Here is a 23,649-nt window from a genome sequence, read left to right on the forward strand (position 1 = left end):
CTCCGTCAGACGGCGCGCCGGGCCCGGACGGTGGCGAGGGTGGCCAGCAGCGGGCCGACGAAGAGCGCGGCGGCCATCGTGCGGTAGTCCTGGTCGGCGGCGGCGGCGGTGAGCGCCAGCTGGGTGCCCAGGACGGCCGCGCCGGCCACCGGGACCAGCGCGGGCAGCCGGTGCCGCCAGGCGTACAGCACGGCCGCGGCCAGGCCCAGGTAGGCCCACAGGGCGCCGCGCCAGAGCAGCCAGTCCAGCTGCGGGGCGCGCAGCAGGGTGTGGCTCCAGGTGGCGGCGGAGTGCAGCGGGCCGAACAGGCCGCGGGCGGCCGGGGCCGGATCGGGGACCAGGGTGGCGGCGTGCGGCCCCGAGTCGCCCGCCCAGACGCTCCAGGCGAGGCGGCTGCGGCAGAGCCGGGCGTCCAGCACCCGGTCCGGGTGGTCGCGGAGCAACCCGCGCCAGGCGGCGGCGAGTTCGTCGCTGCCGCGGCGGGCGGCGGGGGCGCTCCAGCGGTCGGTGAGGGCGGCGGTCGCCGAGCAGTCCGCGCCGGCCGCGTCCCAGGCGGCGGGCGGGGCGGCCGCGGTCAGCGCCGGGCCGGTGACGGTCGCCGGGTCGCGGTGCTGGGCGAGCGCCAGGTCGGCGGCGCGCAGCGTGTGCAGGTCGCCGGTGCGGGCCGCCGGGTGGCCGAGCAGGGCCAGCGCGATCGGCACCGCCAGCGCCAGTGCGGTCAGCAGCGCGACCTTCGCCCGCACCCGGGGCAGCGCGAGCAGCAGCACCAGGGCGGCGACCAGCGCGGCGCCCGCGCCGCGGGTGCCGGTCAGCGCGAGCACCAGGACGGCCGAGAACAGCACGGCCAGATCCAGCCGCTGGGCCGGCCCGCCGCGCTGCAGGGTGCCCTCGGTGCGCCGGGCGAGCAGCCGCAGCCCGGCCGCGGTGAGCAGCACCGCGGCGGCGGTGAACGGCACTTCGGGGCTGAGCGAGACGGCGAGGCTGCCGGTGGGCGGCAGCGCGGCCAGGGCCACCGCGATCGGCCCGCTGTAGCGTCCGCGCACCCCGAACCGGGCCAGCGCGGCGACCAGGTAGCCCAGCCCGAAGGCGAGGGCGCCGGTCTGCACCAGCGTCACCGGCCCGGCGTGACCGGCCCGGACGGCGGCCTCGTACAGCGGCGCGGACCCGTCCGGGGCGGTGCCGTTGAACGCCGGGTACACGGCCGCCCACCAGAGCAGCAGCACCAGCTGGCAGGCCGCGGAGACCGCGAACGGCAGCCGCAGCCGGGACTTGGCGCGCCGGTGCCGCCGCTCGCGTTCCTGGCGCTGCGCCCACTCGGGGCGGGCCTCGCCGAGGGTGGTGCTGGTGCTCATGCCGAGCCTCCCCATCCCCTGCTCCCCGGCCCGGCGGCGGCCCCTCGCCGCCCTACGCCCGGAAGGTTCGTGCCGCGCAGGCTAGCAGCAGGATTCGGCCACCTCCAGAGGGCCCGCACCCCGTTCCGTCCCGGACACGCCAAGGCCCCGCTCCGGCGGTGGCCGGAACGGGGCCCTGATGGTGCGTCAGGCGAGCTGACCGCGGTCCTTCGGGGCGCCGACGCCCTGGTAGGTCAGCAGGTGGCGGTCCGGGGTGACGGCGTACAGGTCGTTCTGCCCGTCGCCGTCCAGGTCGCCGGAGCTGCCCAGGGTCGGGTACTCGGCGACCGGGAAGCTGCCGATCACGGTGCCGTTCGCCGGGTCGGCCAGGCCGGAGAAGTCGTAGCTGCCGTCGGCCAGCTTCGGCACCGCGTAGGCCCGCAGGGTGCCGGTGGCCTGCTCGCGCGACCACAGCGCCAGGTTGCCGGCGGCGTCGGGGCCGGGGGCGATCAGGTCGTAGCCGTTCCACAGGCCGGTGGTGGTGAGCCGGGCGGCGTCACCGAACCGGGAGGGGTCGTTCTGCAGCCAGAGGTCGCCGTTCTCGACGTCCAGCAGGGTGATGCCGTTCGGCCTGGACGGGTCGGTCGGACCGAACGCGACCAGCTGCTGCACCTCGGCGAAGCCGGTGGCCATGCCGGGCGGGCAGGCCACCGGTGCGAAGGCGGTGTCGACGCAGTCCGTGGCGTGGTCGACCAGCTGCGGCGAGCGGCGGCCCAGCGGCAGCACGCCCTGGTTGACGTACTGGTAGAGGTAGTCGCCGCCGGGAGCGTGGGCGTAGATGGTGTCGGCGGGCGCACCGCCGCCGCTCCAGCCCTTGTGGACCACCTGCAGGCCGGTCCAGCTGCCGCCGAACGGGGCCCGGTAGGCGGGCACCACGGTGGTCGGGGCGGCGGTGGCGGAGCCGCCGCCGATCACCAGCAGGTTGCCCTGCGCGTCGGGCAGCAGGATGTCCGGCACGCCGTCGTTGTCGACGTCGCCGAGCACCTTCGGCGGGTTGGGGTTCGACGGGGCGTAGAAGGTGTACGAGAAGGGCTGGGTGGTGTTGCCCGCGTGGTCGACCGCCTGGACCTGGAGGTGGTGGCTGCCCCGGCTGCCCGGCTTGAGGGTGACGTTGACGGCGCCGTCGGCCCCGGGCTCGACCACGCCGTCGCCGGGGGCGCAGCCGCCCACGCTCGGGGTGCCGTCCAGCACGTACCGGAAGCAGGCGAGGCCGGAGCCGGCGTCGGCCGCGGAGAAGGTGAACACCCCGTTCTGGCCCGCGTACTTGCCGGCGCCTTCGGCCGGGAAGTCGTCGGAGTGCACGGTGAGGCTGGCGGGCGCCGCGGTGTCCACGCCGAAGCGGCAGGTCTCGGTGGGCTGTCCGGAGCCGGGTCGGTACTGCGGCCACACCTGCCAGGTGTAGCCCGCGCCGTCGGGCAGGTCGGCGATGGAGGTCTGCACGCCGCCGACGGCGTCGGTGTCGGCGGTGGTGTCGAGCACCTTCGCGCCGCTCGCGTCCCACACCTTGAAGCGGGCGCCGGGCGCGTCGGTGCGGGCGGACAGCACCGCGCCCGGGTAGCCGGCGCCGACCCAGCCGGGCGTGCCGGTGGCGTTGCAGCCGTCGGTGTAGCCGTTGTCCAGGTAGGTGCCGGGACGGACCGTCGGGTCGGTGACGGCGGAGCCGGACTGGGCCTGCGCGGCGGGCGCGGCGAACAGGCCGGCGGTGAGGACCGCTCCGGCGCAGACGGCGAGCAGCCGCGGAGACACGGGACGGGACAAGGGTTCCCCCACAGGACGTCGTTCGGGCCGCCCATGATCGGCCGGCCCGGCCACGCACCGTGGTGCGCAAGCGAAGTGACGGTACTGCAGGGGGCTGACGGCCTATTCGGCGGGCTGCCCCTCGGCGGCGGGGCGGCGCAGGGCGCGCAGGCCGCGGACGCCGATCCAGCCGATGGCGAGGCCGAGGAGCAGGGAGGTGACGGCGAGCAGCAGGTGGACCCAGAAGAAGGCGGTCGGCTGACCGTGGTCGCCGTTCACGAAGGCCTGGCCGCCGGAGTCCTTCCACAGGTTCTTGACGAAGGTCGTCCAGATGAAGACCGACCAGACGCCGAAGGCGGTGAGGAACCAGGAGACCGGGCGGCTGAGCTTCATGGCGGGGGTCCTTCGCGGCAGACGGGGTGCGCGTCCAGTATGCGGGGCCCGCCGATCGGAGCAGTGGGCGGTACTCGTTCGTGGCGTCGGGCCGCGGATCCGGCAAGGGCGGCCCGGGTGCTGGGCATTTTTACGGAATGCAGATAATCCTCCGGTTCGTCCAGGTTTCGTCAGCCGCCGCGCTGTTGCTGGTGCCGGCCCGGCCGGCGTTCGCCGCGCCCGGGGACGGCCCGCCGCCCGCGGTGGTGGGCGGCGAGCGGCTGGGCGCGGCGGGGGTCCAGGTGGCGCCGGGGGCGGGCGCGCCGCCGCTGCCCCAGGGGCTGACCGGGAAGTCCTGGGTCGTGGCGGACGCGAGCAGCGGGGACGTCCTGGCGGCGTTCAACGCGCACGCCCAACTGCCGCCCGCGTCCACCTTGAAGATGCTGTTCGCGGACACCGTGCTGCCGCGCTTCCCGGCCTCCGAGGTGCACAAGGTGGCGCCCGCCGAGCTGCAGGGGATGGGCGCGGGCAGCAGCCTGGTCGGCATCAAGGAGGACCTGGAGTACAAGGTCGAGGACCTGTGGCGGGGGGTGTTCCTGTCCTCCGGCAACGACGCGGTGCACGTGCTCGCGCACATGAACGGCGGGGTGGCGAAGACCGTCGCCGACATGCAGGCCCGCGCGGAGCAGTTGCAGGCCTCCGACACGCACGTGGTCAGCCCGGACGGCTACGACATGGACGGACAGGTCACCTCGGCGTACGACCTGACCCTGTTCGCCCGCGCCGGGCTGCGCAATCCGGACTTCCGGGGGTACTGCGCGACCCGCTGGGCGCAGTTCCCCGGCGCGGTGGACAAGGCGACCGGGCAGCGCGGCAGCTTCGGCATCGCCAACACCGACCGGCTGCTCGGCAAGTACCAGGGGCTGATCGGGGTGAAGAACGGCTACACCACCAACGCGGGGGCGACCTACACCGGCGCCGCGGAGCGCGACGGCCGCACCCTGCTGGTGACGGTGATGCACCCCGACAGCAGCCCGAAGGTGTACGACGAGGCGGCAGCGCTGCTGGACTGGGGCTTCGCCGCGGCCGGCAAGGTCACCGCGGTGGGCGCGCTGGCCGAGGACCGCGGCCCCGAGAAGGCGCCGGACGCCCCGCAGCCGGCCGCGCAGCCGGTCGCCGGCAGTCCGGCCGCCGCGCAGCCGGAGCCGGAGCACCCGGCCACCGCGCAGGCCGCGCACGCCTCGGCCGGCGGGCCCGGCGCGGCGACCTGGTCGGCGGTCGGACTGTGCGCGGCGGTCGCGGCGGCGGGCCTGCTGCGGCTGCGTACGCTGCGCCGGCGGGCCGAGCGGGCCGGGGCCTGACGGCCCCGGTCGGGGCCGTCAGGCGGCCTTGCGGGTGCGCCCGACGTGCAGGGCGCGGCGCACGGCCCGGGTGGCGACCGGCGGCAGCACGTCGAGGGCGATCCGGCGGGACAGCGAGCGCTGCGGGCGCGGTCGGCCGCCGCTCTCCGCGCCGCCGCGCGGCTCGTCCCAGGCCAGGCGGTGGCAGAGCTGCCCGGCCAGGTGCTCCTCGTCGAGCCGGAAGCCCTCGCCCCGCCAGTCCCGGTCCAGCAGGTCCGCGCGGACCGCGTCGGGGTCGCCCCAGGTGCCGTAGAACTTCTCGGGGGTGAGCAGCACGGGCCGCAGCCCGAGGGTGAAGACGGCCTCCCAGACGGCGGCGGCCACCCCGGGGGTGTGCGGGGCGCGATAGTCGTCGAGGGCGACCACGCCGTTCTTGGCGAGGGCGTCGCGGGCGACCAGGATGTCGCCGGCCACGTGCTCGTAGAGGTGCGAGGCGTCGATGTGGACGAAGCGGCAGCTGTCCGCCGGGATCCGGCCGTCGGCGAGCACCGAGGTGGGGGCCTGGACGACCACCGGCAGTTCGGGGTGGAAGGCCAGGTAGTTGGACTCGAAGGCGCGCCTGGTCAGGGTCTCGCGGTAGGACATGCTCATCTCGGCCGAGTTGTCGTCGTCCGGAGCGTCGAGGTCGAACAGGTCGCAGACCGTGAAGGTCTCCCCGGGTTGCAGGTGCCTGCCGAGCAGGATCGCCGAGCGGCCGAGGTAGGCGCCCAGCTCCAGCAGGTCGCCGGCGACTCCGGCGGAACTCTGCCGGCTCAGCAGGTGGGCGAAGACCTCCCGGTCGACGCGGAAGAACCAGCCGGGCACGTCGTCGGGCGTGGCGGGCTTGGCGGGAGCGGCGGTGGTGCCGAGGACGGACACGCAGCCTCCAGGGAGCGGGCCGGAGCGCGGGGGGCGCGACGGCGGTGCGGTCGGCGGGGGACGGGCCGAGCGGGTGTGACCGGGATCATAGTCAGTTGTCCGGATCCCGGACAGTGGCTGAACGCGGCGTTTCGCCCGCGGCTTCCAGCGCGGCCTCGGCCTGCCGGACGGCGCGCTCCCTGGCCTGCTCCGGGTCGGCCCGGGCCGTCCAGGCGGCGCAGTACATCAGCAGCCGGGAGACGAAGTTGATCCACAGCAGCAGCGCCACCGGCACGCCGAAGGCCCCGTACAGGCTGCGGCCGGCCACCGAGCCGAGGTACGAGGAGAGCGCCAGCTTCAGCACCTCGAAGCCGACCGCGCCGATCAGCGCGCCCTCCAGCAGGGCGCGTCGGCGCTGCCCCGAGATCCGCGGGAACGGGCCGAGCAGGTAGGCGAACAGCAGCAGGTCGGCGCTGACCGCGATCAGGAAGCCGAGCACGGACAGCAGCCAGCGGCCGGCCCCGCCGCCGATGTCCAGCCAGTCGGCGATCCGCTGGGCGAGGGTGGTGGCGAGCGCGGAGGCGGCCAGCGAGGCCAGGCAGACCAGGCCGAGGCCGACCAGCACCAGGCAGTCCCAGGCCTTCACCAGCACCGGGTTGCCGCCCTCGTCGGGGAGCCGCCACGCGGTGCGCACCGAGCCGCGCATGGTGTCCACCCAGCCGAGGCCGGAGATCAGCAGCAGCACGCCGGAGACCAGTCCGACGGTGCCCGCGTTGGCCACCATGGCGTTCAGGTCGAGCGAGTCGGCGAGGCCGGGCAGCTGCTCGGAGATCTTGTCCTGGAGCTGGTGCACCCGGGAGTCGGAGAGCGTGGCCAGCGCGATCGCCAGAGCGACGGTGAGCAGCGGGAACAGCGCCAGGAACCCGAAGAAGGTGACCGCTCCGGCCAAGCGGTTGCCCTGCACGTCGCTGAACAGCTGGTAGACCAGGTAGGGCCGGCTGCGCAGCACGCGGGCGGCGATCGGACCGATCACGGGCAGCTTGGTGAGGAAGTCCACGCCTCGCTGTATACCCCCGATCCCCGCGCGCAGCGGGGATCGACGCGGATCGGGTGACGTCCCGTCAGCGGCCGACCGCGCGACGGGCCCTGGCCAGCGCCCGCAGTCCCTGGAAGCCCAGGTAGCTGCCGCGGCTGAGCAGCTCGCCGCGCAGGCCGGCCCGGCCGGCCGGCGGCCGGTAGCCGGGCGGCCGGTGCCGGGCGCAGTGCTCGGCGGCGCGGCGGAAGAACTCGCGGCGGTCGCCGGCCGGGACCCGGCCGGGCTTGGAGACCACGGTGGCGAGGTGGCCGAGCATCATCCGGTAGACGGCCGGCCGCCAGCGGTCCAGGTCGGGGCGGGCGTCCAGGAAGGCGAACACCCGGTCGTACTGCTCGAAGACGTCGAAGTGCTTGCGGGAGGCGGTGGCCAGGATGTTGCCGCCCTCGCGGCGCTGCCGGTAGTGGACGCCGACCTCGTCGAGCAGGGTGATCCGCCCGGCGGCGAGCAGCGCCGGGTAGGTCCACGGGGTGTCCTCGTAGTAGCCGGGCGGGAAGGACAGGCCGAGCTGCTCGACGAACTCCCGCCGGTACGCCTTGTTCCAGGCGACCTGCAGCAGGTCGAGCAGGTCCCGGCGCTCGTCGAGGGTGAACACCTCGGCGCCGGACCGGGCGAACACGGGGGCGGAGGCGGAGCGCACCACCCGGCCGTCCCAGTAGCTGCGGGCGTAGTCGTAGACCAGCAGGTCGGCCCCGCCGACCGCGCGCAGCCGGGCGTCGACGGCGGCCAGCAGGCCCTGGGTGAGGGTGTCGTCGCTGTCCAGGAAGAGCACGTACTCGCCGGTGGCGAGCTCCAGGCCGGCGTTGCGGGCGGGCCCGAGGCCGACGTTCTCGGGCAGGTGGCGGACGGTCACCCGGCCGTCCCGGGCGGCCGCCCCGTCCAGCAGGGCGCCGCAGTTGTCGGGCGAGCGGTCGTCGACGGCGATCAGCTCGAAGTCCTCGAAGGACTGGGTCAGGACCGACTCCAGGCAGTCCGGTAGGTACTCCTCGACGGCGTGCACCGGGACGATCACGCTGAACCGCGGCATCTCTTCACTCTCCTGACCTGGCCTGGCCTGGCGCAGACTAGCAAGCCCGGAGAGGTAGGATCGCGGCCGGTGACGGTCCGGACTCCGGCAACTTGTTCGGGCCCACCCGCTCGCACTCCCGGAGGAAAGGCTCTGCGCTCCCGATGGCCCCCCGTCTGTCCGTAGTCGTCCCGATCTACAACGTCGAGCGCTACCTCGAGGAGTGCCTGGACTCCATCGCAGCCCAGACCTTCGACGACTTCGAGTGCGTCATGGTCGACGACGGCTCGAAGGACTCCAGTGCCTCGATCGCCGAGGCCTACGCCGCGAAGGACTCCCGGTTCCGGCTGGTCAAGCAGGTGAACAAGGGTCTGGGGGCGGCCCGCAACACCGGCTACCGGCACATCTCCGAGGGCACCGAGTTCCTGGCCTTCGTCGACAGCGACGACACCATGCCGCCCTCCGCGTACGAGCTGATGATCGGCACGCTGGAGGAGACCGGCTCGGACTTCTGCACCGGCAACGTGCTGCGCTTCCGCGCCGTCGGCGCCTACCAGTCCGGCGGCCACCGCAAGCCGTTCGCCGCGACCCGGCTGCGCACCCACATCACCGAGATCCCGGCGCTGATCACCGACCGCACCGCCTGGAACAAGGTGTACCGCCGCTCGTTCTTCGACGAGGCGGGCGTGCTGTACCCCGAGGGCATCCTGTACGAGGACGCGCCGGTCAGCGTGCCGCACCACTTCCTGGCCCGCCGGGTCGACGTGCTCGCCGAGCCGATCTACCACTGGCGCGAGCGGGAGGTCGGCGAGATGTCGATCACCCAGATGAAGACCAACCCCAAGGGCGTCATCGACCGGGTCAAGTCGATGGAGCTGGTCCGGGACTGGCTGTCGCAGCAGGGCGACCCCAAGTTCCGCAAGTACCTGCGCACCTACGACGAGAACAACCTCGTCGAGGAGATCCCGATGTTCTTCGGCTCGGTGCTGGAGAACGACCCCGAGTACAACGCCGCCTACCTGGAGTCGGCCGGCCGGCTGCTGCGCGCGATCGGCCCGGAGCAGGTCCGCAAGCTGCGCGCCCCGCTGCGGCTGAAGTACCACCTGACCCTGCAGGGCCGCCTCGACGAGCTGATCGAGCAGCTGCGCTTCGAGAAGGACAGCAACGGCGCCGCCCCGGCCCGCGGCCTGCTCCGCCCGTACGCCGACTACCCGTTCCTGCGCGGCGGGCGCAAGAGCGTGCCGGCCGACGTGCTGCGGCTGAAGAACTCCCTGGTGATGCGCTCGCGGCTGTACGAGGCCCGCTGGACGGCCGGCCGGCTGCAGCTCACCGGGCACGCCTTCCCCGAGCACCTCGGCGCCGAGCACAAGCACGACATGGTGAAGGCGCTGATCCTGCGCGAGGCCAAGGGCCGCCGGGTGATCGCCGTGCAGACCAAGGCGCAGTACAGCCCGGAGGCCACCGCCAGCTCCCCCCACGACCTGTACTCCTGCGACTGGGCGGGCTTCTCCGCCGCCATCGACCCGCAGCGGCTCAAGCACCGCGGCGAGTGGAAGGACGGCTCCTGGCGGGTGCTGGTGGCCGGCGTCGGCAAGGGCGGCGTGTACAAGGGCCGGGTGTCGGTCGGCTGGCACGACCGCTCCGAGTACCCGCCGGTGCACTGGGTCGAGGACGACGTCCGGATCGTGCCCTGGGCGCGCGACAGCCACCTGCTGCTGCGGGTCGAGCGGGTCCGGGCCCGGGCCGTCGCGGCGACCGCGCAGGGCGGCACGGTGGAGCTGCGCGGCCTGGTCCGCTCCGGTTCCGAGCTGGCCGGCGCGGAGCTGAAGCTCACTCACGTCGAGTCCGAGCGCGAGGTCTTCGTCGAACTTGAGCTCGGCACCCCGGCCGGCCGCGACCTGCCGTTCACCGCGCAGGTCGCGATCTCCGAGCTGACCGCCGTCCGGCGGGCCTGGGACGCCCTGGACCCGACCGCCGAGGAGCGCGCCCGGGACCGCTGGGACCTCGAACTCAAGCTGGCCGACGGCACCAGGCTGCCGCTGGTGCTTGACGACCGGACCGCCCCGGTGGAACTGCACGTGCCGCTCGCCGACGGCACCCGCGCGCTGTACGCCAAGCCCTCCCCCAGCGGCTACCTGCAGCTGTGCGACCAGGTGCTGCAGCCGGTGGTCGAGGAGCTCTCCCGCTCCCAGGACGGCGAGGGCTTCGTGCTCAGCGGGTCCTTCCCGCTGCCCGGCACGCACCGCTACGAACTGGTGATCCGTCACCTGAAGCGCCGTGAGGAGCACGCCTACCCGGTGGAGATCGCCGACGGGCGGTTCCGGGCCGCGCTGCCCGCCGTGCCCACCGCGTCCTTCGCCGGCGGGGCCCCGCTGCACAAGGGCACCTGGACGGTGGTGTTCCGCCCGGTCGGCTCCCCCGCCGAGGCGGTCCTGCCGGCCGCGGCGCTGGCCCCGTCGACCTTCGACACGCTGCCGCTGGAGGTCGAGGCCCGCGGCAAGCGGGTGACCCTGGAGCGCCGGCTGTTCGACACCCTGTCGCTGGAGTCGCACGACCCGCTGACGCCGGACGAGCGCAGCGGCTACCGCCAGCGCGCGCTCCGCCACTCCTTCGCCGACCTGCAGCGCGAGCCGCTCACCGACACGGTGCTCTACCACACCGTCCGCGAGGACTGGTGGGCCGCCGACGGCGGGCTGTACGCGGACTCGCCGCGCGCGGTGCACGAGGAACTGGTCCGCCGCGGCCTGCCGCTGCGCCACCTGTGGACCTCCGTCGACCTGCAGGCCGACCTGCCGCAGACCGCCGAGTGCGTGCGGCACCGCTCCCCCGAGTGGTTCCGGGCGCTGGCCACCGCGAAGTACGTCGTCACCTCCACCCACCTGCCGACCTACTTCCGCCGCCGCCCCGGCCAGGTGGTCCTGCAGACCTGGCAGGGCACCCCGCTGAAGCGGATCGGCAGGGACTTCGAGAAGGTCTGGTTCACCGACGCCGACTACCTGGCGCACCTGGAGCAGGAAGTCCCGCAGTGGAGCCTGCTGGTGGCCGGCAGCCGGTGGGCGACCCCGGTGCTGCGCCGCGCGTTCGGCTACGACGGCGAGGTGCTGGAGAGCGGGTACCCGCGCAACGACCTGCTGTTCGCCTCCGACCGGGAGAAGACCGCCGAGCGGGTCCGCGAGCAGCTCGGCCTGCCCGAGGGCAAGCAGGTGGTGCTGTACGCGCCGACCTTCCGCGAGGACCGGCGGCTGCCCGAGGGCGGCTACCAGCTGAACCTGCAGCTCGACCTGGACGCGGCCCGCGCCGCGCTCGGCGAGGACCAGGTGCTGCTGGTGCGCGCCCACGAAGTGGTCCGCGGGCAGATCGCCGAGGCGGGCAACGGCTACGTCTGGGACGTCTCCACCTACCCGGACATGGCCGAACTGCTGCTGGTCGCCGACGTCCTGGTGACGGACTACTCGGCCGCGGTGTTCGACTTCGTGAACACCGGCCGCCCGGTGCTGTTCTTCGCCCACGACCTCGAGCACTACCGCGACAACCTGCGCGGCTTCTCCCTCGACTACGAGGCGCAGGCCCCTGGCCCGCTGCTGCGCACCTCCGCCGAGGTGGTCGCGGCGCTCGGCGACCTGCCGCGGGTCACCGCCGAGTACGCCGACAAGTACGCGGCGTTCCGCGAGGCGTACTGCGACCTGGACGACGGCCGGGCCGCCGGGCGGGTCGCGGACGCGATGCTCGCCGAGGGCGGCAAGTAGCACCGCCGACCGGCCGAAGGCACAGCGATCCCCTCCCGCTCCGATCCTCGGAGCGGGAGGGGATCTGCGTAGCACCGGCCTCTCGTCCCACACGTCTCCGCGGGGCCGGGGGTGATCGCCTGCTCTGCGGGCGCGGCGCACGGCGGAGCCTGTCGTGTCCGCGGTGGAAGGTCCTCGTGAGCGGTGCACGAGGCTCGCCGGCAGGCCGCACCGGAACGCGCCGGTGGCCGCGCTAGGCGACCTCGACCCGGCGCGGCATCGGGATTCCCGCCGTCGCTTCCGCCTCCGGTTCGGTCAGCCCGACGAAGGCCGGAGCGCAGTCCGGACCCTCGTCCTCGGGGGCCGCCACCACCCGGACCGGTGTCTCGAAGGGACCGGGGACCGGGAAGTAGGCAGTCAGGAACTCGGCCAGCGCCCGCCCCTGCTCCTCGGCCGGGCCGTCCTCGGCGTCGCCGTCGGCCAGGCAGAACGCGTCCAGGTCGCGGTCGGCGAGCAGCCGGGCCAGCCGGTCGCGGTCCTCGGCGCGGTCGACCGCCAGGTAGGCGTGCCGCAGGACGCCGTCGACGGCGTCGCCGCAGAGCTGCGCGTGGTACAGCGCCAGGGTGACCGGCGCGACGTCGACGGCGGCCCGGAAGACCGACCGGCCGGTGGTCGCCAGCTCCGGCTGCCAGCGCCGCTCGGCCTCGGCCAGCAGGCTGCGCCGCAGCGCGTAGGGGACGTGCGCGAGCACCCGGACGAAGGCCCGGCCGTGACGGCTCTCCAGCAGCCGGCGGGTGTTCTGCTGGGCGGCGGTGTACACGTCGGCCGACACCGTGGACGTGGACGGCGGGACGATCCTGGTGTCGCGGAACACCTTGGGCTGGCCGTTGCCGAGGAAGAAGTCCTCGGGGCGGACCGGGCGGCCCAGGAACATGTCGTCGTTGAAGTACAGGAAGTGCTCGGACAGGCCGGGGATGCGGTGCAGTCCGGTCTCGATGGCGTGCGAGTTGAACACGGGGCCGGCGGGCAGCAGGTCGCGGTGCGCGACCACGGTCAGCCCGGGCGCCTCCTCGTCCAGCCAGGCCGGCACCTGGTCGTCGGTCACCAGGTAGAGGTGGCGGATCCAGGGGGCGTACATGGCGATCGAGCGCAGGCAGTACCGCAGCTCGTCGTGGTTGCGGTAGCGGTGGTCGCCGTCGTCGAGGCGGTCGGCGGTCTCCGGGGCGGCGCCGGACAGGCGGGCCCGGGCCTCGGCGCGGCGGCGCTGCCACTGCGGGTCGGTGTCGTCGACCCAGGTCAGCACGGCGTCCACCGGGAACCGGACGTCTTCCGGCAGGTGGTGCAGGAAGGGCTCGGCGACGGGGTACTCGCGGTCGCCGACCCGGACCGTGCCGGCCGCCTCCAGCGAGGGCAGCCACCAGCCGTACGGGGTCTCGTCGATGGACGCGACCCCTCCGGCCTGCGACTCGGTGGCGTCCCAGAACTCCAGGTCGCAGCCGTGGTCCTGGCCGTAGTGCAGGGTCCGCCCGGTGGTCACCACCGGGCGGTACAGGCGCACGCCCTTGACCCGCTCGGGCGGTTCCGGCGGAAGGGGCGGCTGCTCGCCCTCCGGCGCCTCGGCGGGCGGCGGGGGCGTCTCGTGCTCCTCGACCGCGGCCGGCAGGCCCTCGGCGAGCACGGTCGCGTGCACCCGGCCGTGGCCGAGCAGTGCCGCGTAGACGGGGGCGCCGCGGAACGCCGCGGCGACGGCCGCCAGCGCGGCCTCCCGTCCGCCGGGCCGCACGCCCAGGCGGTGCCGGACGCCCCGGTCGGGGATCAGCAGGTAGGGCAGGCCGGCGGCGTCCAGCGCCTCCGCGACGGCGATCAGGTTGGCCTGCCGCGCCTGCGGGGCGAGCAGGTCGTCGCGGACCTCCGTCAGCTGCCCGAGGTGGCGCACCAGCGCCGGATCGGCGGCGATCAGTTCGTCCTCGCGCAATCGCTGCGGATCGATCGGCGCGGGGGCGGGCGGCGGCACCTGCGGCAGCAGACCGATCGCACGCAGAGTGCGTGCGGCGAACCGCCGCACCGGCCTCATCACTGCCCGTCCTGCTGCCATGTCTCTCCTGAGCGTGCCGGATCACGGCGACGCTAACAATTCCCGAGCGGAGAATGAAGCGGAGGCGAACAACTCCCAGGAAATTGGCAGAAACCACAGGTGAGCGGGGTCAGGCCGCTCCGAAGCGGAACGAGTGCCAGGGACGCCACACCGCATCCGCGCCGAACCGGGAGAGCACGAATTCGGTGACCTCGAAGACCGCGCGGAAGCCCCGCGCGTCCTCGTAGGCCGCGTCCAGCACCGGCTCGGGCAGCCCGTGGGCGACGGTGACGTGCGGGTGGTACGGGAAGGCCAGTTCGCGGGCCAGCGGGCCGGCGCGGACCTCGGCCTCCAGCACCCGGCACTCCTGGGCGCCCTCCTCGACCCGGACGAACACCACCGGGGAGACCGGGCGGAAGGTGCCGCTGCCCTGCAGCAGCATCTTGAAGGGACGCTGGACGGCCGCCACCGCCCGCAGGTGCGCCTGGATGCCCGGCAGCAGCGCGGTCCGGGTCTCGGTCGGCGGCAGCAGGGTCACGTGGGTCGGTATCGCCCGGGCCTGGGGGTCGCCGTGGCCGGCCCGGGCGTCCTGCAGCAGGCTGCCGTACGGCTCCGGGACGTGTATGGACACGCCGATGGTGACGGCCTCGCCGAGACCGTCGCCGTCGGAGGCAGCAGCCGTGGGCATCAGCGCTTCGGCGCCAGGAAGCCGATGCGGTCGTAGACCTGCGCGAGCGTCTCGGAGGCCACCGCGCGGGCCTTCTCGGCACCCAGCGCGAGCACCCGGTCCAGCTCGGCCGGGTCGTCCAGGTACTGCTGGGTGCGGGCCTGGAACGGCGTCACCCACTCGGTGAACAGCTCGGCCAGCTCGGTCTTCAGGGCGCCGTACATCTTGCCGTCGAAGTGCGCGACCAGCTCGTCGATGCCCAGCCCGCTGAGCGCGGAGTGGATCCGCAGCAGGTTGGAGACGCCGGGCTTCTGCGCCTCGTCGTAGGTCACCACGGTGTCGGTGTCGGTGACGGCGCTCTTGAACTTCTTGGCACTGGTCCTCGCCGGGTCCAGCAGGTTGATCAGGCCCTTGTCGGTGAGCGCGGACTTGCTCATCTTCGCGGTCGGGTCCTGCAGGTCCTGGATCTTCGCCGTCTCCTTGAGGATGTACGGCTTGGGCACCGTGAAGGTCTGCCCGTAGCGGGTGTTGAAGCGGTCCGCGAGGTCGCGGGTGAGCTCCAGGTGCTGGCGCTGGTCCTCGCCGACCGGCACCGCGTCGGCCTGGTACAGCAGCACGTCGGCGACCATCAGCACCGGGTAGGTGAACAGGCCGACCGTGGTGCGGTCGCTGCCCTGCTTGGCGGACTTGTCCTTGAACTGGGTCATCCGGGAGGCCTCGCCGAACCCGGTCAGGCAGTTCATCACCCAGGCGAGCTGCGCGTGCTCGGGCACCTGCGACTGCACGAACAGCGTGCAGCGCTCCGGGTCCAGCCCGGCGCCGAGCAGCTGGGCGGCGGAGATCCGGGTGTTCTGCCGCAGCGTCGCCGGGTCCTGCTCGACGGTGATCGCGTGCAGGTCGACGACCATGTAGAAGGCGTCGTTGGCCTCCTGCAGATCGACCCACTGGCGCACCGCGCCGAGGTAGTTGCCCAGGTGGAAGGAGCCTGAGGTGGGCTGGATGCCGGAGAGCACCCGGGGACGGTCCTTCACCGGACCGGTGACCGCTGCGTTGACCATGGGGGCCATTCTTCCAGTTCCCCCGGTCGGTCAGGAAACCTCCGGGCCCACCGGATCCGCGAGTGTGACCGCGCTCACCCGCAGGCGCTCGATCCGCCGCCCGTCCAGCCGGGCCACGGTCAGCCGCGCGCCCGACTCGGTGAGCACCTGGTCGCCCTTCTCCGGCAGCCGGCCGAGCTCGCGCACCACGAACCCGGCGACCGTCTCGTACGGGCCCTCGGGCAGCGCGAAGCCGGTCTCCTGGGCGAAGTCCGAGAGGTTGAGCAGCCCGTCCAGCTCCACCCCGCCGCCGGCCAGCCGGCGGGTCGCGGTGGTGTCCTGGGCGTCGTACTCGTCGCGGATCTCGCCGATCACCTCCTCGACCAGGTCCTCCAGGGTGACGATGCCCGCGGTGCCGCCGTACTCGTCGACCACGATCGCCAGGTGGTGGCCCTCCCGGCGCATCTCGCTCATCGCCTCCAGCACCCGCTTGGTGGCCGGCAGCAGCTTCACCGGCCGGGCCAGGTCCCGCACCAGGGCGGCCTGCTCGGCGCGCGCCCCGTACAGGTCGCGGACGTGCACGAACCCGGTCACCGCGTCGTAGGAGCCCTCCACCACCGGGTACCGGGAGTGCGGCGCGGAGTCCGTCTCGGCCCGCACCTCGCTCACCACCCGGTCCGCGTCCAGGAAGGTCACCTCGGTGCGCGGCACCATCACCTCGCGCAGCTGGCGCTCCCCCGCCGCGAACACCTCGTTGATCAACTCGCGTTCGTCCGAGCCCAGTTCGGTGTTGGCCGCGACCAGGCCGCGGAGTTCCTCCGGGCTCATCACGCCGCGCCCGGCGGACGGGTCGCCGCCCAGCAGGCGCACCATCAGATTGGTCGAGTGCCCGAGCAGCCAGATCACCGGCCGCAGCGCCACCGACATCACGTCCACCACCGGCGCGGCCAGCAGCGCGATCGACTCGGCCCGCTGCAGGCCGATCCGCTTGGGCGTCAACTCGCCCAGCACCAGGGAGGCGTACGAGATCACCAGGGTCAGCGAGACCAGCGCCACCGCGTCCGCGAGGCCCTCCGACAGTCCCGCGTCCACGAACACCGGCGCCAGCTTCCCGGACAGCGTGTCCGCGCCGAACGCCGCCGACAGGAAGCCCATGCAGGTCACCCCGACCTGCACCGCCGCCAGGAACCGGTTCGGGTCCGCCGCCAGGTGCGCGGCCCGCGCGGCGCGCCGCGACCCCGCCGACTCCAGGGTTCGGATCTGCCCCTCGCGCAGCGAGATCAGCGAGATCTCCGCGACGTTGAACAGTCCGCCCAGCACGATGAACACCAGGACGAGCGCCGCGTCCTGCAGGGTTTCGCTCACGGCCCGAGTGTAGGAGAACGGCCGGGCGCCCCGTGGGCGCCCGGCCGTTCACCGCGTGCGGATCGGCGCTCAGATGAGGCCGAGCTCCTGCACCGCGTCGCGCTCCTCGGCGAGCTCCTTGACCGAGGCGTCGACCCGGGCGCGGTCGAACTCGGAGAGCTCCAGGCCCTGGACGATCTCGAACTTGCCGTCCTTGGTGGTGACCGGGAACGAGGAGATCAGGCCCTCCGGCACACCGTACGAGCCGTCGGACACGATGCCCATCGAGGTCCAGTCGCCCGCCGGGGTGCCGTTCACCCAGGTGTACACGTGGTCGATGGCGGCGTTCGCGGCCGAGGCGGCCGAGGAGGCGCCGCGGACCTCGATGATCTCCGCGCCGCGCTTGGCGACCTTCGGGATGAAGAAGTCCTCGACCCAGCCCTGGTCGGCGCCGACGGCGTCGAACGCGGCCTTGCCGGAGATCTCCGCGTGGAACAGGTCCGGGTACTGGGTCGCCGAGTGGTTGCCCCAGATGGTGACCTTCTTGACGTCCTCGACCGTCACGCCGGCCTTCTTCGCCAGCTGGGCGACGGCCCGGTTGTGGTCCAGGCGGGTCATCGCGGTGAAGCGCTCGGCCGGCACGTCCGGGGCGTTGCGCTGCGCGATCAGGGCGTTGGTGTTGGCCGGGTTGCCGACCACCAGGACCTTGATGTCGTCGGCGGCGTGGGCGTTGATCGCCTTGCCCTGCGGGCCGAAGATGCCGCCGTTCGCCGACAGCAGGTCGCCGCGCTCCATGCCCGCGGTGCGCGGACGGGCGCCCACCAGCAGCGCGACGTTGGCGCCGTCGAACGCCACGTTCGCCTGGTCGGTGATGGTGATGTCGCGCAGCAGCGGGAACGCGCAGTCGTCCAGCTCCATCGCGACGCCCTCGGCGGCCTTCAGGCCCTGCGGGATCTCCAGCAGCCGCAGGTTCACCGGGACGTCGGCACCCAGCAGGTGACCGGAGGCGATGCGGAACAGCAGCGCGTAGCCGATCTGGCCGGCGGCTCCGGTGACGGTGACATTGACGGGGGTGCGAGTCATTTCAGCCTTCTCCTGCAGATCGCCAGGTGCCCCAGGCACACCGGCGCGCTGGAGCCGAGGATGATCTCTCGATATCGAGAGACCTGGGCCAGGCTATCGCAAGCCGATTCCCCCACCGACAGGGGCGCGGGGGGTTCCCCCCACGCGCCCCCGCCCGGTCGCCGCTCAGTGCATCGGGTGCCCGATGAGGCGGCCGATGTTCTCCAGGAACGGGACGCGCAGCCAGGGTTCGGGCTGGGCGACCAGGGTGAGCAGGACGATCACGCTGCCGAAGAGAAACATCAGGGTGACGTCGGTGAAGCGGCTGCGCACGGCGAGCATCCCGACGTCCGGGAGGCCGAGCCGGAGCAGGGCGCCGAGCAGCGGGGCCGCGCCGACGGCGAGCAGGCCGAGCCGGAAGTCGCCGGCCCAGGTGATGAGCAGGCCGGCGGTGGCGACGGCGAGGACCAGCGTTATCGGCCACTGCCGCAGCGGGAGGGTGTGGCCGCGGCCGAGCGCGGCCGCGGAGCCCTCCGGCGGCAGGGTGCCCTCGGTGGTGACGGGGGGTCGGCGCCGACCGCGCCGAATCACGCCGGGCACCGGTCTCAGACGCCGGCGCGGCGCTCGGCCGCCTCGACGATGTTGTTGAGGAGCATCGCGCGGGTCATCGGGCCGACGCCGCCGGGGTTGGGGGAGATCCAGCCCGCGACCTCGGTGACGCCGGGGTGCACGTCGCCGACGATCTTGCCCTCGCTGCGCGAGACGCCGACGTCGAGGACGGCCGCACCGGGCTTGACGTCCTCGGGCTTGACCAGGTGCGGGACGCCCGCGGCGGCCACGATGACGTCGGCGCCCCGCAGGTGCGAGGCGAGGTCGCGGGTGCCGGTGTGGCAGAGCGTCACGGTGGCGTTCTCGCTGCGGCGGGTGAGCAGCAGGCCGATGGAGCGGCCGACGGTGATGCCGCGGCCGACCACGACGACCTCGGCGCCGTCGATGGCGACGTCGTGGCGGCGCAGCAGTTCGACGATGCCGAGGGGGGTGCAGGGCAGCGGGCCCTCGATGCCGAGGACGAGGCGGCCGAGCGAGGTCGGGTGCAGGCCGTCGGCGTCCTTGTCGGGGTCCATCAGTTCGAGCACGCGGTTCTGGTCCAGGCCCTTGGGGAGCGGGAGTTGGACGATGTAGCCGGTGCAGGCGGGGTCGGCGTTGAGGTCGCGGACGACGTTCTCGACGTCCTCCTGGGTGGCGGTCGCGGGCAGCTCGCGCTGGATCGAGGCGATGCCGATCTCCGCGCAGTCGCGGTGCTTGCCGTTGACGTACCACCGGCTGCCCGGGTCGTCGCCGACCAGGACGGTGCCGAGGCCCGGGACGATGCCCCGTTCCTTGAGGGCCGCCACGCGGACGGCGAGTTCGGACTTGATCGCGGCCGCGGTGGCCTTGCCATCGAGAATCTGGGCAGTCATGCCCCCCATTCTCCACCTCCGCGCCCGGTTGCGGTTGCGCCACAGTTGCCCCCGCCCCGCCGGACCCGGCTGGACATCGCGGGCGGCGGCGCACGACCATGTGAGCTGACCACTGCGCCGACGAGGCCAGCTGACCGGCCGTCGGACCAGGCGGGGAGAACTTCGGGGGACCCAAAGGTGAGCAATCCGTACCAGCAGCCCGATCCGTACGGCGGGAACGGCTACGGCCAGCCCCAGCAACCGGGTTACGGCTACCCGCAGCAGCAGCCGCCGCAGGGCTACGGCTACCCGCAGGCGCCGCAGCCGTACCCGCAGCAGCCCGGCTACCCGTTCGCGCCGCAGGTGAACCCGGCGGTGGCGCAGCAGCAGAAGACGATGGCGACCGCCTCGGCGGCGATCGGTGTGATCGCGACGCTGACGGCGTGCTGGTTCGGCTGGCTGCTCGGGCTGGTCGGCATCGGCCTGGGGATCGCGTCGCTGAACAAGGTGTCGCAGACCGGCCAGAACCGCGGTGTCGCGATCGGCGGCATCGTGATCAATGCCTTGGCGCTGCTGATCGGCATCGCCATCGTGGTCCTGTACGTCGTCTCTGCCAACAGATGAGCGCGGTGGGGGCGTCGGGCGCGGTGGAGCGCTGGCGCCGGTCGGCGGACACCGCGGGCGGCCGGTGGTCGCGAGTGGCGGTCCGCGGGCTGGGCGGCGCCGCGGTGGCCCTGCTGGCGGCGGTGCTGCACGACGCGCACGACCCCGGGGTGCTGTGCCCGCTGCGCCGGTTCACCGGGATCCCCTGTCCAGGGTGCGGTTCGACCACGGTCTTCATCGAGGCGGGACACGGCAGTTGGGCCGCCGCGCTGGCGGCGAACCCGGTGACGGTGCTGGTCGCGCTGGGTCTGCTGGCCGCTCCGCTGGGGCCGGGCCGCTGGTGGTGGCGACAGTCGGGCCGGGTCCGCGGCGGCGTCATCTGGGGTGCGGCGGCGGCGTCCTGGGCGTGGCAACTGCACCGCTACGGCTTCCTCCCGGTGTGACGGACCTTCCGTGTTGGTCCGCACCTCTTAGCGCCGTCATCGCCATCCGCTAGTCTCCCGTCCCGGTCGGCCATTCAACTGCCCGTCCGCGGCAGGGTTTCCTGTCGTCCCGTCCCCAATTCCATTCCTGCCCGGAGGCATTGAATGAGCTACCCGCCCGACCCGAACAACCCCTACGGCCAGCCGCAGCAGCCCAACTACGGCTACCCGCAGCAGCAGCCGCCGGCCGCGCCGGGCTACGGCTACCCGCAGCAGGCCCCGCCGGCCGCCCCCGGCTACGGCTACCCGCAGGCGCCGCAGCAGGGTTACGGCATCCCGCAGCAGGGCTACGGCTACCCGCAGCCCGGCTACCAGGGCATGCCGCCGTACGCGAGCTGGGGCAGCCGCGTGGTGGCGACGCTGATCGACGGCCTGATCGTGGGCGTGCCGTCCGGCATCCTGTACGGCATCGGCGCCGCGCAGACGATCAGCGGCATGAAGTGCACCACCGACCCGGACACCTACGCCAGCCACTGCACCGGCGGCGCCACCAGCGGCGTGGGCGGCCTGCTGATCCTGCTGGGCTGGGTGCTGGCCGTCGCCGGCCTGCTGTTCCTGCTGTACCGGGTGGGCACCACCGGCCAGACCCCGGGCAAGAAGGCGATGAACATCCGGCTGGCGCGGGAGAGCGACGGTCAGAACATCGGCTTCGGCATGGCGTTCGTCCGCCACCTGTGCCACTTCCTGGACGGCTTCTGCTGCGTCGGCTACCTCTGGCCGCTGTGGGACGACAAGCGCCAGACCTTCGCCGACAAGGTCCTGAGCACCGTGGTCGTCAAGACCCAGTGACCGCGTCCGCGTCGCGCACGCGGAAGGGCCCGCATCCCGAGGGGGGCGGGCCCTTCCGTTGTTGTTCGGCGCTCAGTGGAAGAAGTGCCGGGTCCCGGTGAGGTACATGGTCACGCCGGCCTTCTCGGCGGCGGCGACCACCTCTTCGTCGCGGATCGAACCGCCGGGCTGCACCACGGCCTTGACGCCGGCGGCGAGCAGGATCTCCAGGCCGTCGGCGAACGGGAAGAACGCGTCGGAGGCGGCGTAGGAGCCGACCGCGCGCTCGCCGGCCCGCTCGACCGCGAGCTTGCAGGAGTCGACCCGGTTGACCTGGCCCATGCCGACGCCGACCGAGGCGCCGTCCTTGGCGAGCAGGATCGCGTTGGACTTGACGGCCCGGCAGGCCCGCCAGGCGAAGGCGAGTTCGGCCAGCTCGTCGGCGGAGAGGGCCGCGCCGGTGGCCAGCGTCCAGGTCGACGGGTCGTCACCGGCGGCGTCGACGCGGTCGACCTGCTGGAGCAGCAGGCCGCCGGAGATCCGGCGGGACTCCACCGCCTCGGCGGGGGCCTCGGGGGCGACCAGCACCCGCAGGTTCTTCTTCTTGGCCAGCACCTCGACGGCGCCGTCCTCGTAGCCGGGGGCGACGACGACCTCGGTGAAGATCGGGGCGATCTGCTCGGCGAGCTCGACGGTCACCGGGCGGTTGACGGCGATCACGCCGCCGTACGCGGAGACCGGGTCGCAGGCGTGCGCCTTGCGGTGCGCCTCGGCGACGTCCGCGCCGGTGCCGATGCCGCACGGGTTGGCGTGCTTGATGATGGCGACGGCGGGCTCGGCGTGGTCGTAGGCGGCGCGGCGGGCGGCGTCGGTGTCCACGTAGTTGTTGTAGGACATCTCCTTGCCCTGCAGCTGCTGTGCGCCCGCCAGGCCGCCGGTGCCGTCGGTGTACAGGGCGGCGGACTGGTGCGGGTTCTCGCCGTAGCGCAGGACGTTGCCGAGCTCCCAGGTGGCGCCGAGGAAGGACGGGAACGCCGCGTCCGACTCGGTGTAGCCGGAGTTCTCGAACCAGGAGGCGACGGCCACGTCGTAAGCGGCGGTGTGCGCGAACGCGGCGCCGGCCAGGCGCTTGCGGGTCAGCAGGTCGAACCCGCCGCCCCGGACGGCCGTCAGCACGTCCGCGTAGCGGGCCGGGTCGACCACGACGGCCACCGAGGGGTGGTTCTTGGCGGCGGCGCGGACCATCGACGGGCCGCCGATGTCGATCTGCTCGACGCACTCGTCGGGGGTGGCGCCGGAGGCGACGGTGGCGGTGAACGGGTACAGGTTCACCACGACCAGGTCGAAGGGCTCCACGCCGAGTTCGGCGAGCTGCGCGCGGTGCGACTCCAGGCGCAGGTCGGCGAGGACGCCCGCGTGCACCCGCGGGTGCAGGGTCTTGACCCGGCCGTCCAGGCACTCGGGGAAGCCGGTCAGCTCGGAGACCTCGGTGACCGGGACGCCGGCGGCGGCGATCCGGCCGGCGGTGGAGCCGGTGGAGACGATGGCGACCCCGGCGGCGTGCAGGCCCTGGGCGAGCTCCTCCAGTCCGGTCTTGTCGTACACGCTGATCAGCGCGCGGCGAATCGGGCGTACGTTCTCGGAGACGGGGGCGTTGGCGGAGGAAGCGGCGCTCATGCCGGAATCCATACCTTTCGGTCCTCGATGCGGTGTCCTTCGCGGGCCAGCCGGCCCACGACCTCGACGAGCAGCTTGCGCTCGACAGTCTTGATGCGCTCGTGCAGCGCCTCGCCGCCGTCGGCGTGGTCGGCGTCCTCGACCTCCACCACGCCCTGGGCGATGATCGGCCCGGTGTCCACGCCGGCGTCCACCAGGTGCACGGTGCAGCCGGTGACCTTCACCCCGTAGGCCAGCGCGTCGGGAACGCCGTGCGCCCCCGGGAAGGCGGGCAGCAGCGCGGGGTGGGTGTTGACGGTGCGTCCGGCGAAGGCGCCGATGAACGCGGGGCCGAGGATCTTCATGAACCCGGCGGTGACCACCAGGTCCGGTTCGTGGGAGGCGACGGCGGCGGTCAGCGCGGCGTCCCAGGCGGCCCGGTCGGCGTGGTCCTTGATCCGCTCGACGAACACCGGGAGGCCGGCGCGCTCGGCGCGGTCGATCCCGGCGATGCCGTCCCGGTCGGCGCCGACCGCGACGATCCGTGCGCCGTAGGCGGGGTCGGCGGCGGCGTCGATCAGCGCCTGCAGGTTGGTGCCGGAGCCGGAGACCAGCACCACCAGCCGGGCCGGGCCGGGGGTACGGGGCGGGAACACTTGGGCGTCAGCGGCAGCCACGGCGCGATTCTCCGTACGTCGGGTGCCGCCCGCTGGTACGTCCACCGTCGGTGGGGCCACTACGGGCGGCGGCAGGTCGGGAGCCGGCGGCGATTCGCCGGGCGGCCGCGGCGCTGCGGGCCCCGGGGAACCGTTAAGTGCTGCCGACCGTCACCACGATAACGGCTGGTGGGAGGGCACCCGTAACCACCCGGCAACGCTACGCGCGTAGTTGAGACGGGGATCTCGCGCCCGCCCGGGCCCCAACCTGGCGGGGTGCCGTACAGCCGGGAAGCGGCT

General features: G+C 73.6%; 20 protein-coding genes. 5 read left to right on the forward strand and 15 right to left on the reverse strand.

The window, feature by feature from the left end:
- Window positions 1-5: 5 nt before the first annotated feature.
- The 3 genes from BX266_RS13760 to BX266_RS13770 all read right to left on the reverse strand — a co-directional run bounded on the left by BX266_RS13760 (window position 6) and on the right by BX266_RS13770 (window position 3,521).
- Window positions 6-1,352 (reverse strand): hypothetical protein, encoded by a 1,347-nt coding sequence (locus BX266_RS13760; protein ID WP_099899773.1) that lies wholly within the window; start codon window positions 1,350-1,352, stop codon window positions 6-8.
- Window positions 1,353-1,538: 186 nt separating this feature from the next.
- Window positions 1,539-3,149: a hypothetical protein gene (locus BX266_RS13765; RefSeq protein ID WP_143686923.1), complete on the reverse strand. Its 1,611-nt coding sequence runs from the start codon at window positions 3,147-3,149 to the stop codon at window positions 1,539-1,541.
- 102 nt (window positions 3,150-3,251) lie between these two features.
- On the reverse strand, window positions 3,252-3,521 hold the full coding sequence (locus BX266_RS13770; protein ID WP_099899777.1) for an SCO4848 family membrane protein: 270 nt from the start codon (window positions 3,519-3,521) through the stop codon (window positions 3,252-3,254).
- Window positions 3,522-3,658: 137 nt separating this feature from the next.
- On the opposite strand from BX266_RS13770, the gene BX266_RS13775 reads away from it, so the two are divergent.
- Window positions 3,659-4,861 carry a D-alanyl-D-alanine carboxypeptidase gene (locus BX266_RS13775; RefSeq protein ID WP_099899779.1) on the forward strand — a complete coding sequence of 401 codons (1,203 nt, stop codon included), beginning with the start codon at window positions 3,659-3,661 and terminating at the stop codon, window positions 4,859-4,861.
- A gap of 18 nt (window positions 4,862-4,879) precedes the next feature.
- On the opposite strand, the gene BX266_RS13780 is transcribed toward BX266_RS13775, so the two are convergent.
- The 3 genes from BX266_RS13780 to BX266_RS13790 all read right to left on the reverse strand — a co-directional run bounded on the left by BX266_RS13780 (window position 4,880) and on the right by BX266_RS13790 (window position 7,857).
- Window positions 4,880-5,758 (reverse strand): class I SAM-dependent methyltransferase, encoded by an 879-nt coding sequence (locus BX266_RS13780; RefSeq protein WP_099899781.1) that lies wholly within the window; start codon window positions 5,756-5,758, stop codon window positions 4,880-4,882.
- Between the two features lie 91 nt (window positions 5,759-5,849).
- Window positions 5,850-6,794 (reverse strand): YihY/virulence factor BrkB family protein, encoded by a 945-nt coding sequence (locus BX266_RS13785; protein ID WP_099899783.1) that lies wholly within the window; start codon window positions 6,792-6,794, stop codon window positions 5,850-5,852.
- A 64-nt stretch (window positions 6,795-6,858) separates the two neighbouring features.
- Window positions 6,859-7,857 (reverse strand): glycosyltransferase, encoded by a 999-nt coding sequence (locus BX266_RS13790; protein WP_259464694.1) that lies wholly within the window; start codon window positions 7,855-7,857, stop codon window positions 6,859-6,861.
- Between the two features lie 143 nt (window positions 7,858-8,000).
- On the opposite strand from BX266_RS13790, the gene BX266_RS13795 reads away from it, so the two are divergent.
- Window positions 8,001-11,582 (forward strand): CDP-glycerol glycerophosphotransferase family protein, encoded by a 3,582-nt coding sequence (locus tag BX266_RS13795; protein ID WP_099899784.1) that lies wholly within the window; start codon window positions 8,001-8,003, stop codon window positions 11,580-11,582.
- Window positions 11,583-11,814: 232 nt separating this feature from the next.
- Here the strand turns inward: BX266_RS13795 and BX266_RS13800 are convergent, their stop codons facing one another.
- The 7 genes from BX266_RS13800 to BX266_RS13830 all read right to left on the reverse strand — a co-directional run bounded on the left by BX266_RS13800 (window position 11,815) and on the right by BX266_RS13830 (window position 19,205).
- Window positions 11,815-13,656, reverse strand: coding sequence for a stealth conserved region 3 domain-containing protein (locus BX266_RS13800; protein ID WP_099899786.1), 1,842 nt, complete (start codon window positions 13,654-13,656; stop codon window positions 11,815-11,817).
- 109 nt (window positions 13,657-13,765) lie between these two features.
- Entirely contained in the window at window positions 13,766-14,323 is a 558-nt protein-coding gene (locus BX266_RS13805) for a 2'-5' RNA ligase family protein (protein ID WP_099899788.1), read from the reverse strand.
- Window positions 14,323-15,360, reverse strand: coding sequence for a tryptophan--tRNA ligase (trpS, locus tag BX266_RS13810; RefSeq protein WP_099899790.1), 1,038 nt, complete (start codon window positions 15,358-15,360; stop codon window positions 14,323-14,325). Before trpS ends, BX266_RS13805 begins: the two co-directional genes overlap by 1 nt.
- A gap of 30 nt (window positions 15,361-15,390) precedes the next feature.
- A complete protein-coding gene (locus tag BX266_RS13815) occupies window positions 15,391-16,704 on the reverse strand; it encodes a hemolysin family protein (RefSeq protein ID WP_099899792.1) in 1,314 nt (437 codons plus the stop codon).
- A 69-nt stretch (window positions 16,705-16,773) separates the two neighbouring features.
- Window positions 16,774-17,766 carry a malate dehydrogenase gene (locus BX266_RS13820; protein ID WP_099899794.1) on the reverse strand — a complete coding sequence of 331 codons (993 nt, stop codon included), beginning with the start codon at window positions 17,764-17,766 and terminating at the stop codon, window positions 16,774-16,776.
- Window positions 17,767-17,931: 165 nt separating this feature from the next.
- A complete protein-coding gene (locus tag BX266_RS13825) occupies window positions 17,932-18,336 on the reverse strand; it encodes a DUF3017 domain-containing protein (RefSeq protein ID WP_259464695.1) in 405 nt (134 codons plus the stop codon).
- Between the two features lie 14 nt (window positions 18,337-18,350).
- Complete coding sequence (locus BX266_RS13830; protein WP_099899796.1) at window positions 18,351-19,205, reverse strand: bifunctional methylenetetrahydrofolate dehydrogenase/methenyltetrahydrofolate cyclohydrolase; 855 nt, start codon at window positions 19,203-19,205, stop codon at window positions 18,351-18,353.
- Window positions 19,206-19,382: 177 nt separating this feature from the next.
- On the opposite strand from BX266_RS13830, the gene BX266_RS13835 reads away from it, so the two are divergent.
- The 3 genes from BX266_RS13835 to BX266_RS13845 all read left to right on the forward strand — a co-directional run bounded on the left by BX266_RS13835 (window position 19,383) and on the right by BX266_RS13845 (window position 21,058).
- On the forward strand, window positions 19,383-19,808 hold the full coding sequence (locus BX266_RS13835) for a hypothetical protein (protein ID WP_120314372.1): 426 nt from the start codon (window positions 19,383-19,385) through the stop codon (window positions 19,806-19,808).
- Window positions 19,805-20,230, forward strand: a complete 426-nt coding sequence (locus BX266_RS13840; protein ID WP_099899798.1) for a DUF2752 domain-containing protein — start codon at window positions 19,805-19,807, stop codon at window positions 20,228-20,230. Before BX266_RS13835 ends, BX266_RS13840 begins: the two co-directional genes overlap by 4 nt.
- 144 nt (window positions 20,231-20,374) lie before the next feature.
- Window positions 20,375-21,058: an RDD family protein gene (locus BX266_RS13845; protein ID WP_099899800.1), complete on the forward strand. Its 684-nt coding sequence runs from the start codon at window positions 20,375-20,377 to the stop codon at window positions 21,056-21,058.
- A 72-nt stretch (window positions 21,059-21,130) separates the two neighbouring features.
- On the opposite strand, the gene purH is transcribed toward BX266_RS13845, so the two are convergent.
- Window positions 21,131-22,714, reverse strand: coding sequence for a bifunctional phosphoribosylaminoimidazolecarboxamide formyltransferase/IMP cyclohydrolase (gene purH / locus BX266_RS13850; protein WP_099899802.1), 1,584 nt, complete (start codon window positions 22,712-22,714; stop codon window positions 21,131-21,133).
- Entirely contained in the window at window positions 22,711-23,370 is a 660-nt protein-coding gene (gene purN, locus BX266_RS13855; RefSeq protein WP_259464696.1) for a phosphoribosylglycinamide formyltransferase, read from the reverse strand. Before purN ends, purH begins: the two co-directional genes overlap by 4 nt.
- Between the last annotated feature and the right edge of the window lie 279 nt (window positions 23,371-23,649).

The sequence above is a fragment of the Streptomyces sp. TLI_171 genome (assembly GCF_003610255.1).
Taxonomy (GTDB): Bacteria; Actinomycetota; Actinomycetes; order Streptomycetales; family Streptomycetaceae; genus Kitasatospora.

Bases quoted from the DNA above. Each gene is read 5' to 3' on its own strand.
- purH (WP_099899802.1), bottom strand. From the start codon at position 22,714: ATGAGCGCCGCTTCCTCCGCCAACGCCCCCGTCTCCGAGAACGTACGC.
- BX266_RS13840 (WP_099899798.1), top strand. From the start codon at position 19,805: ATGAGCGCGGTGGGGGCGTCGGGCGCGGTGGAGCGCTGGCGCCGGTCG.
- BX266_RS13770 (WP_099899777.1), bottom strand. From the start codon at position 3,521: ATGAAGCTCAGCCGCCCGGTCTCCTGGTTCCTCACCGCCTTCGGCGTC.
- BX266_RS13760 (WP_099899773.1), bottom strand. From the start codon at position 1,352: ATGAGCACCAGCACCACCCTCGGCGAGGCCCGCCCCGAGTGGGCGCAG.
- BX266_RS13795 (WP_099899784.1), top strand. From the start codon at position 8,001: ATGGCCCCCCGTCTGTCCGTAGTCGTCCCGATCTACAACGTCGAGCGC.
- BX266_RS13830 (WP_099899796.1), bottom strand. From the start codon at position 19,205: ATGACTGCCCAGATTCTCGATGGCAAGGCCACCGCGGCCGCGATCAAG.
- BX266_RS13820 (WP_099899794.1), bottom strand. From the start codon at position 17,766: ATGACTCGCACCCCCGTCAATGTCACCGTCACCGGAGCCGCCGGCCAG.
- BX266_RS13845 (WP_099899800.1), top strand. From the start codon at position 20,375: ATGAGCTACCCGCCCGACCCGAACAACCCCTACGGCCAGCCGCAGCAG.
- trpS (WP_099899790.1), bottom strand. From the start codon at position 15,360: ATGGTCAACGCAGCGGTCACCGGTCCGGTGAAGGACCGTCCCCGGGTG.
- BX266_RS13775 (WP_099899779.1), top strand. From the start codon at position 3,659: ATGCAGATAATCCTCCGGTTCGTCCAGGTTTCGTCAGCCGCCGCGCTG.
- BX266_RS13805 (WP_099899788.1), bottom strand. From the start codon at position 14,323: ATGCCCACGGCTGCTGCCTCCGACGGCGACGGTCTCGGCGAGGCCGTC.
- BX266_RS13790 (WP_259464694.1), bottom strand. From the start codon at position 7,857: ATGCCGCGGTTCAGCGTGATCGTCCCGGTGCACGCCGTCGAGGAGTAC.
- BX266_RS13800 (WP_099899786.1), bottom strand. From the start codon at position 13,656: ATGGCAGCAGGACGGGCAGTGATGAGGCCGGTGCGGCGGTTCGCCGCA.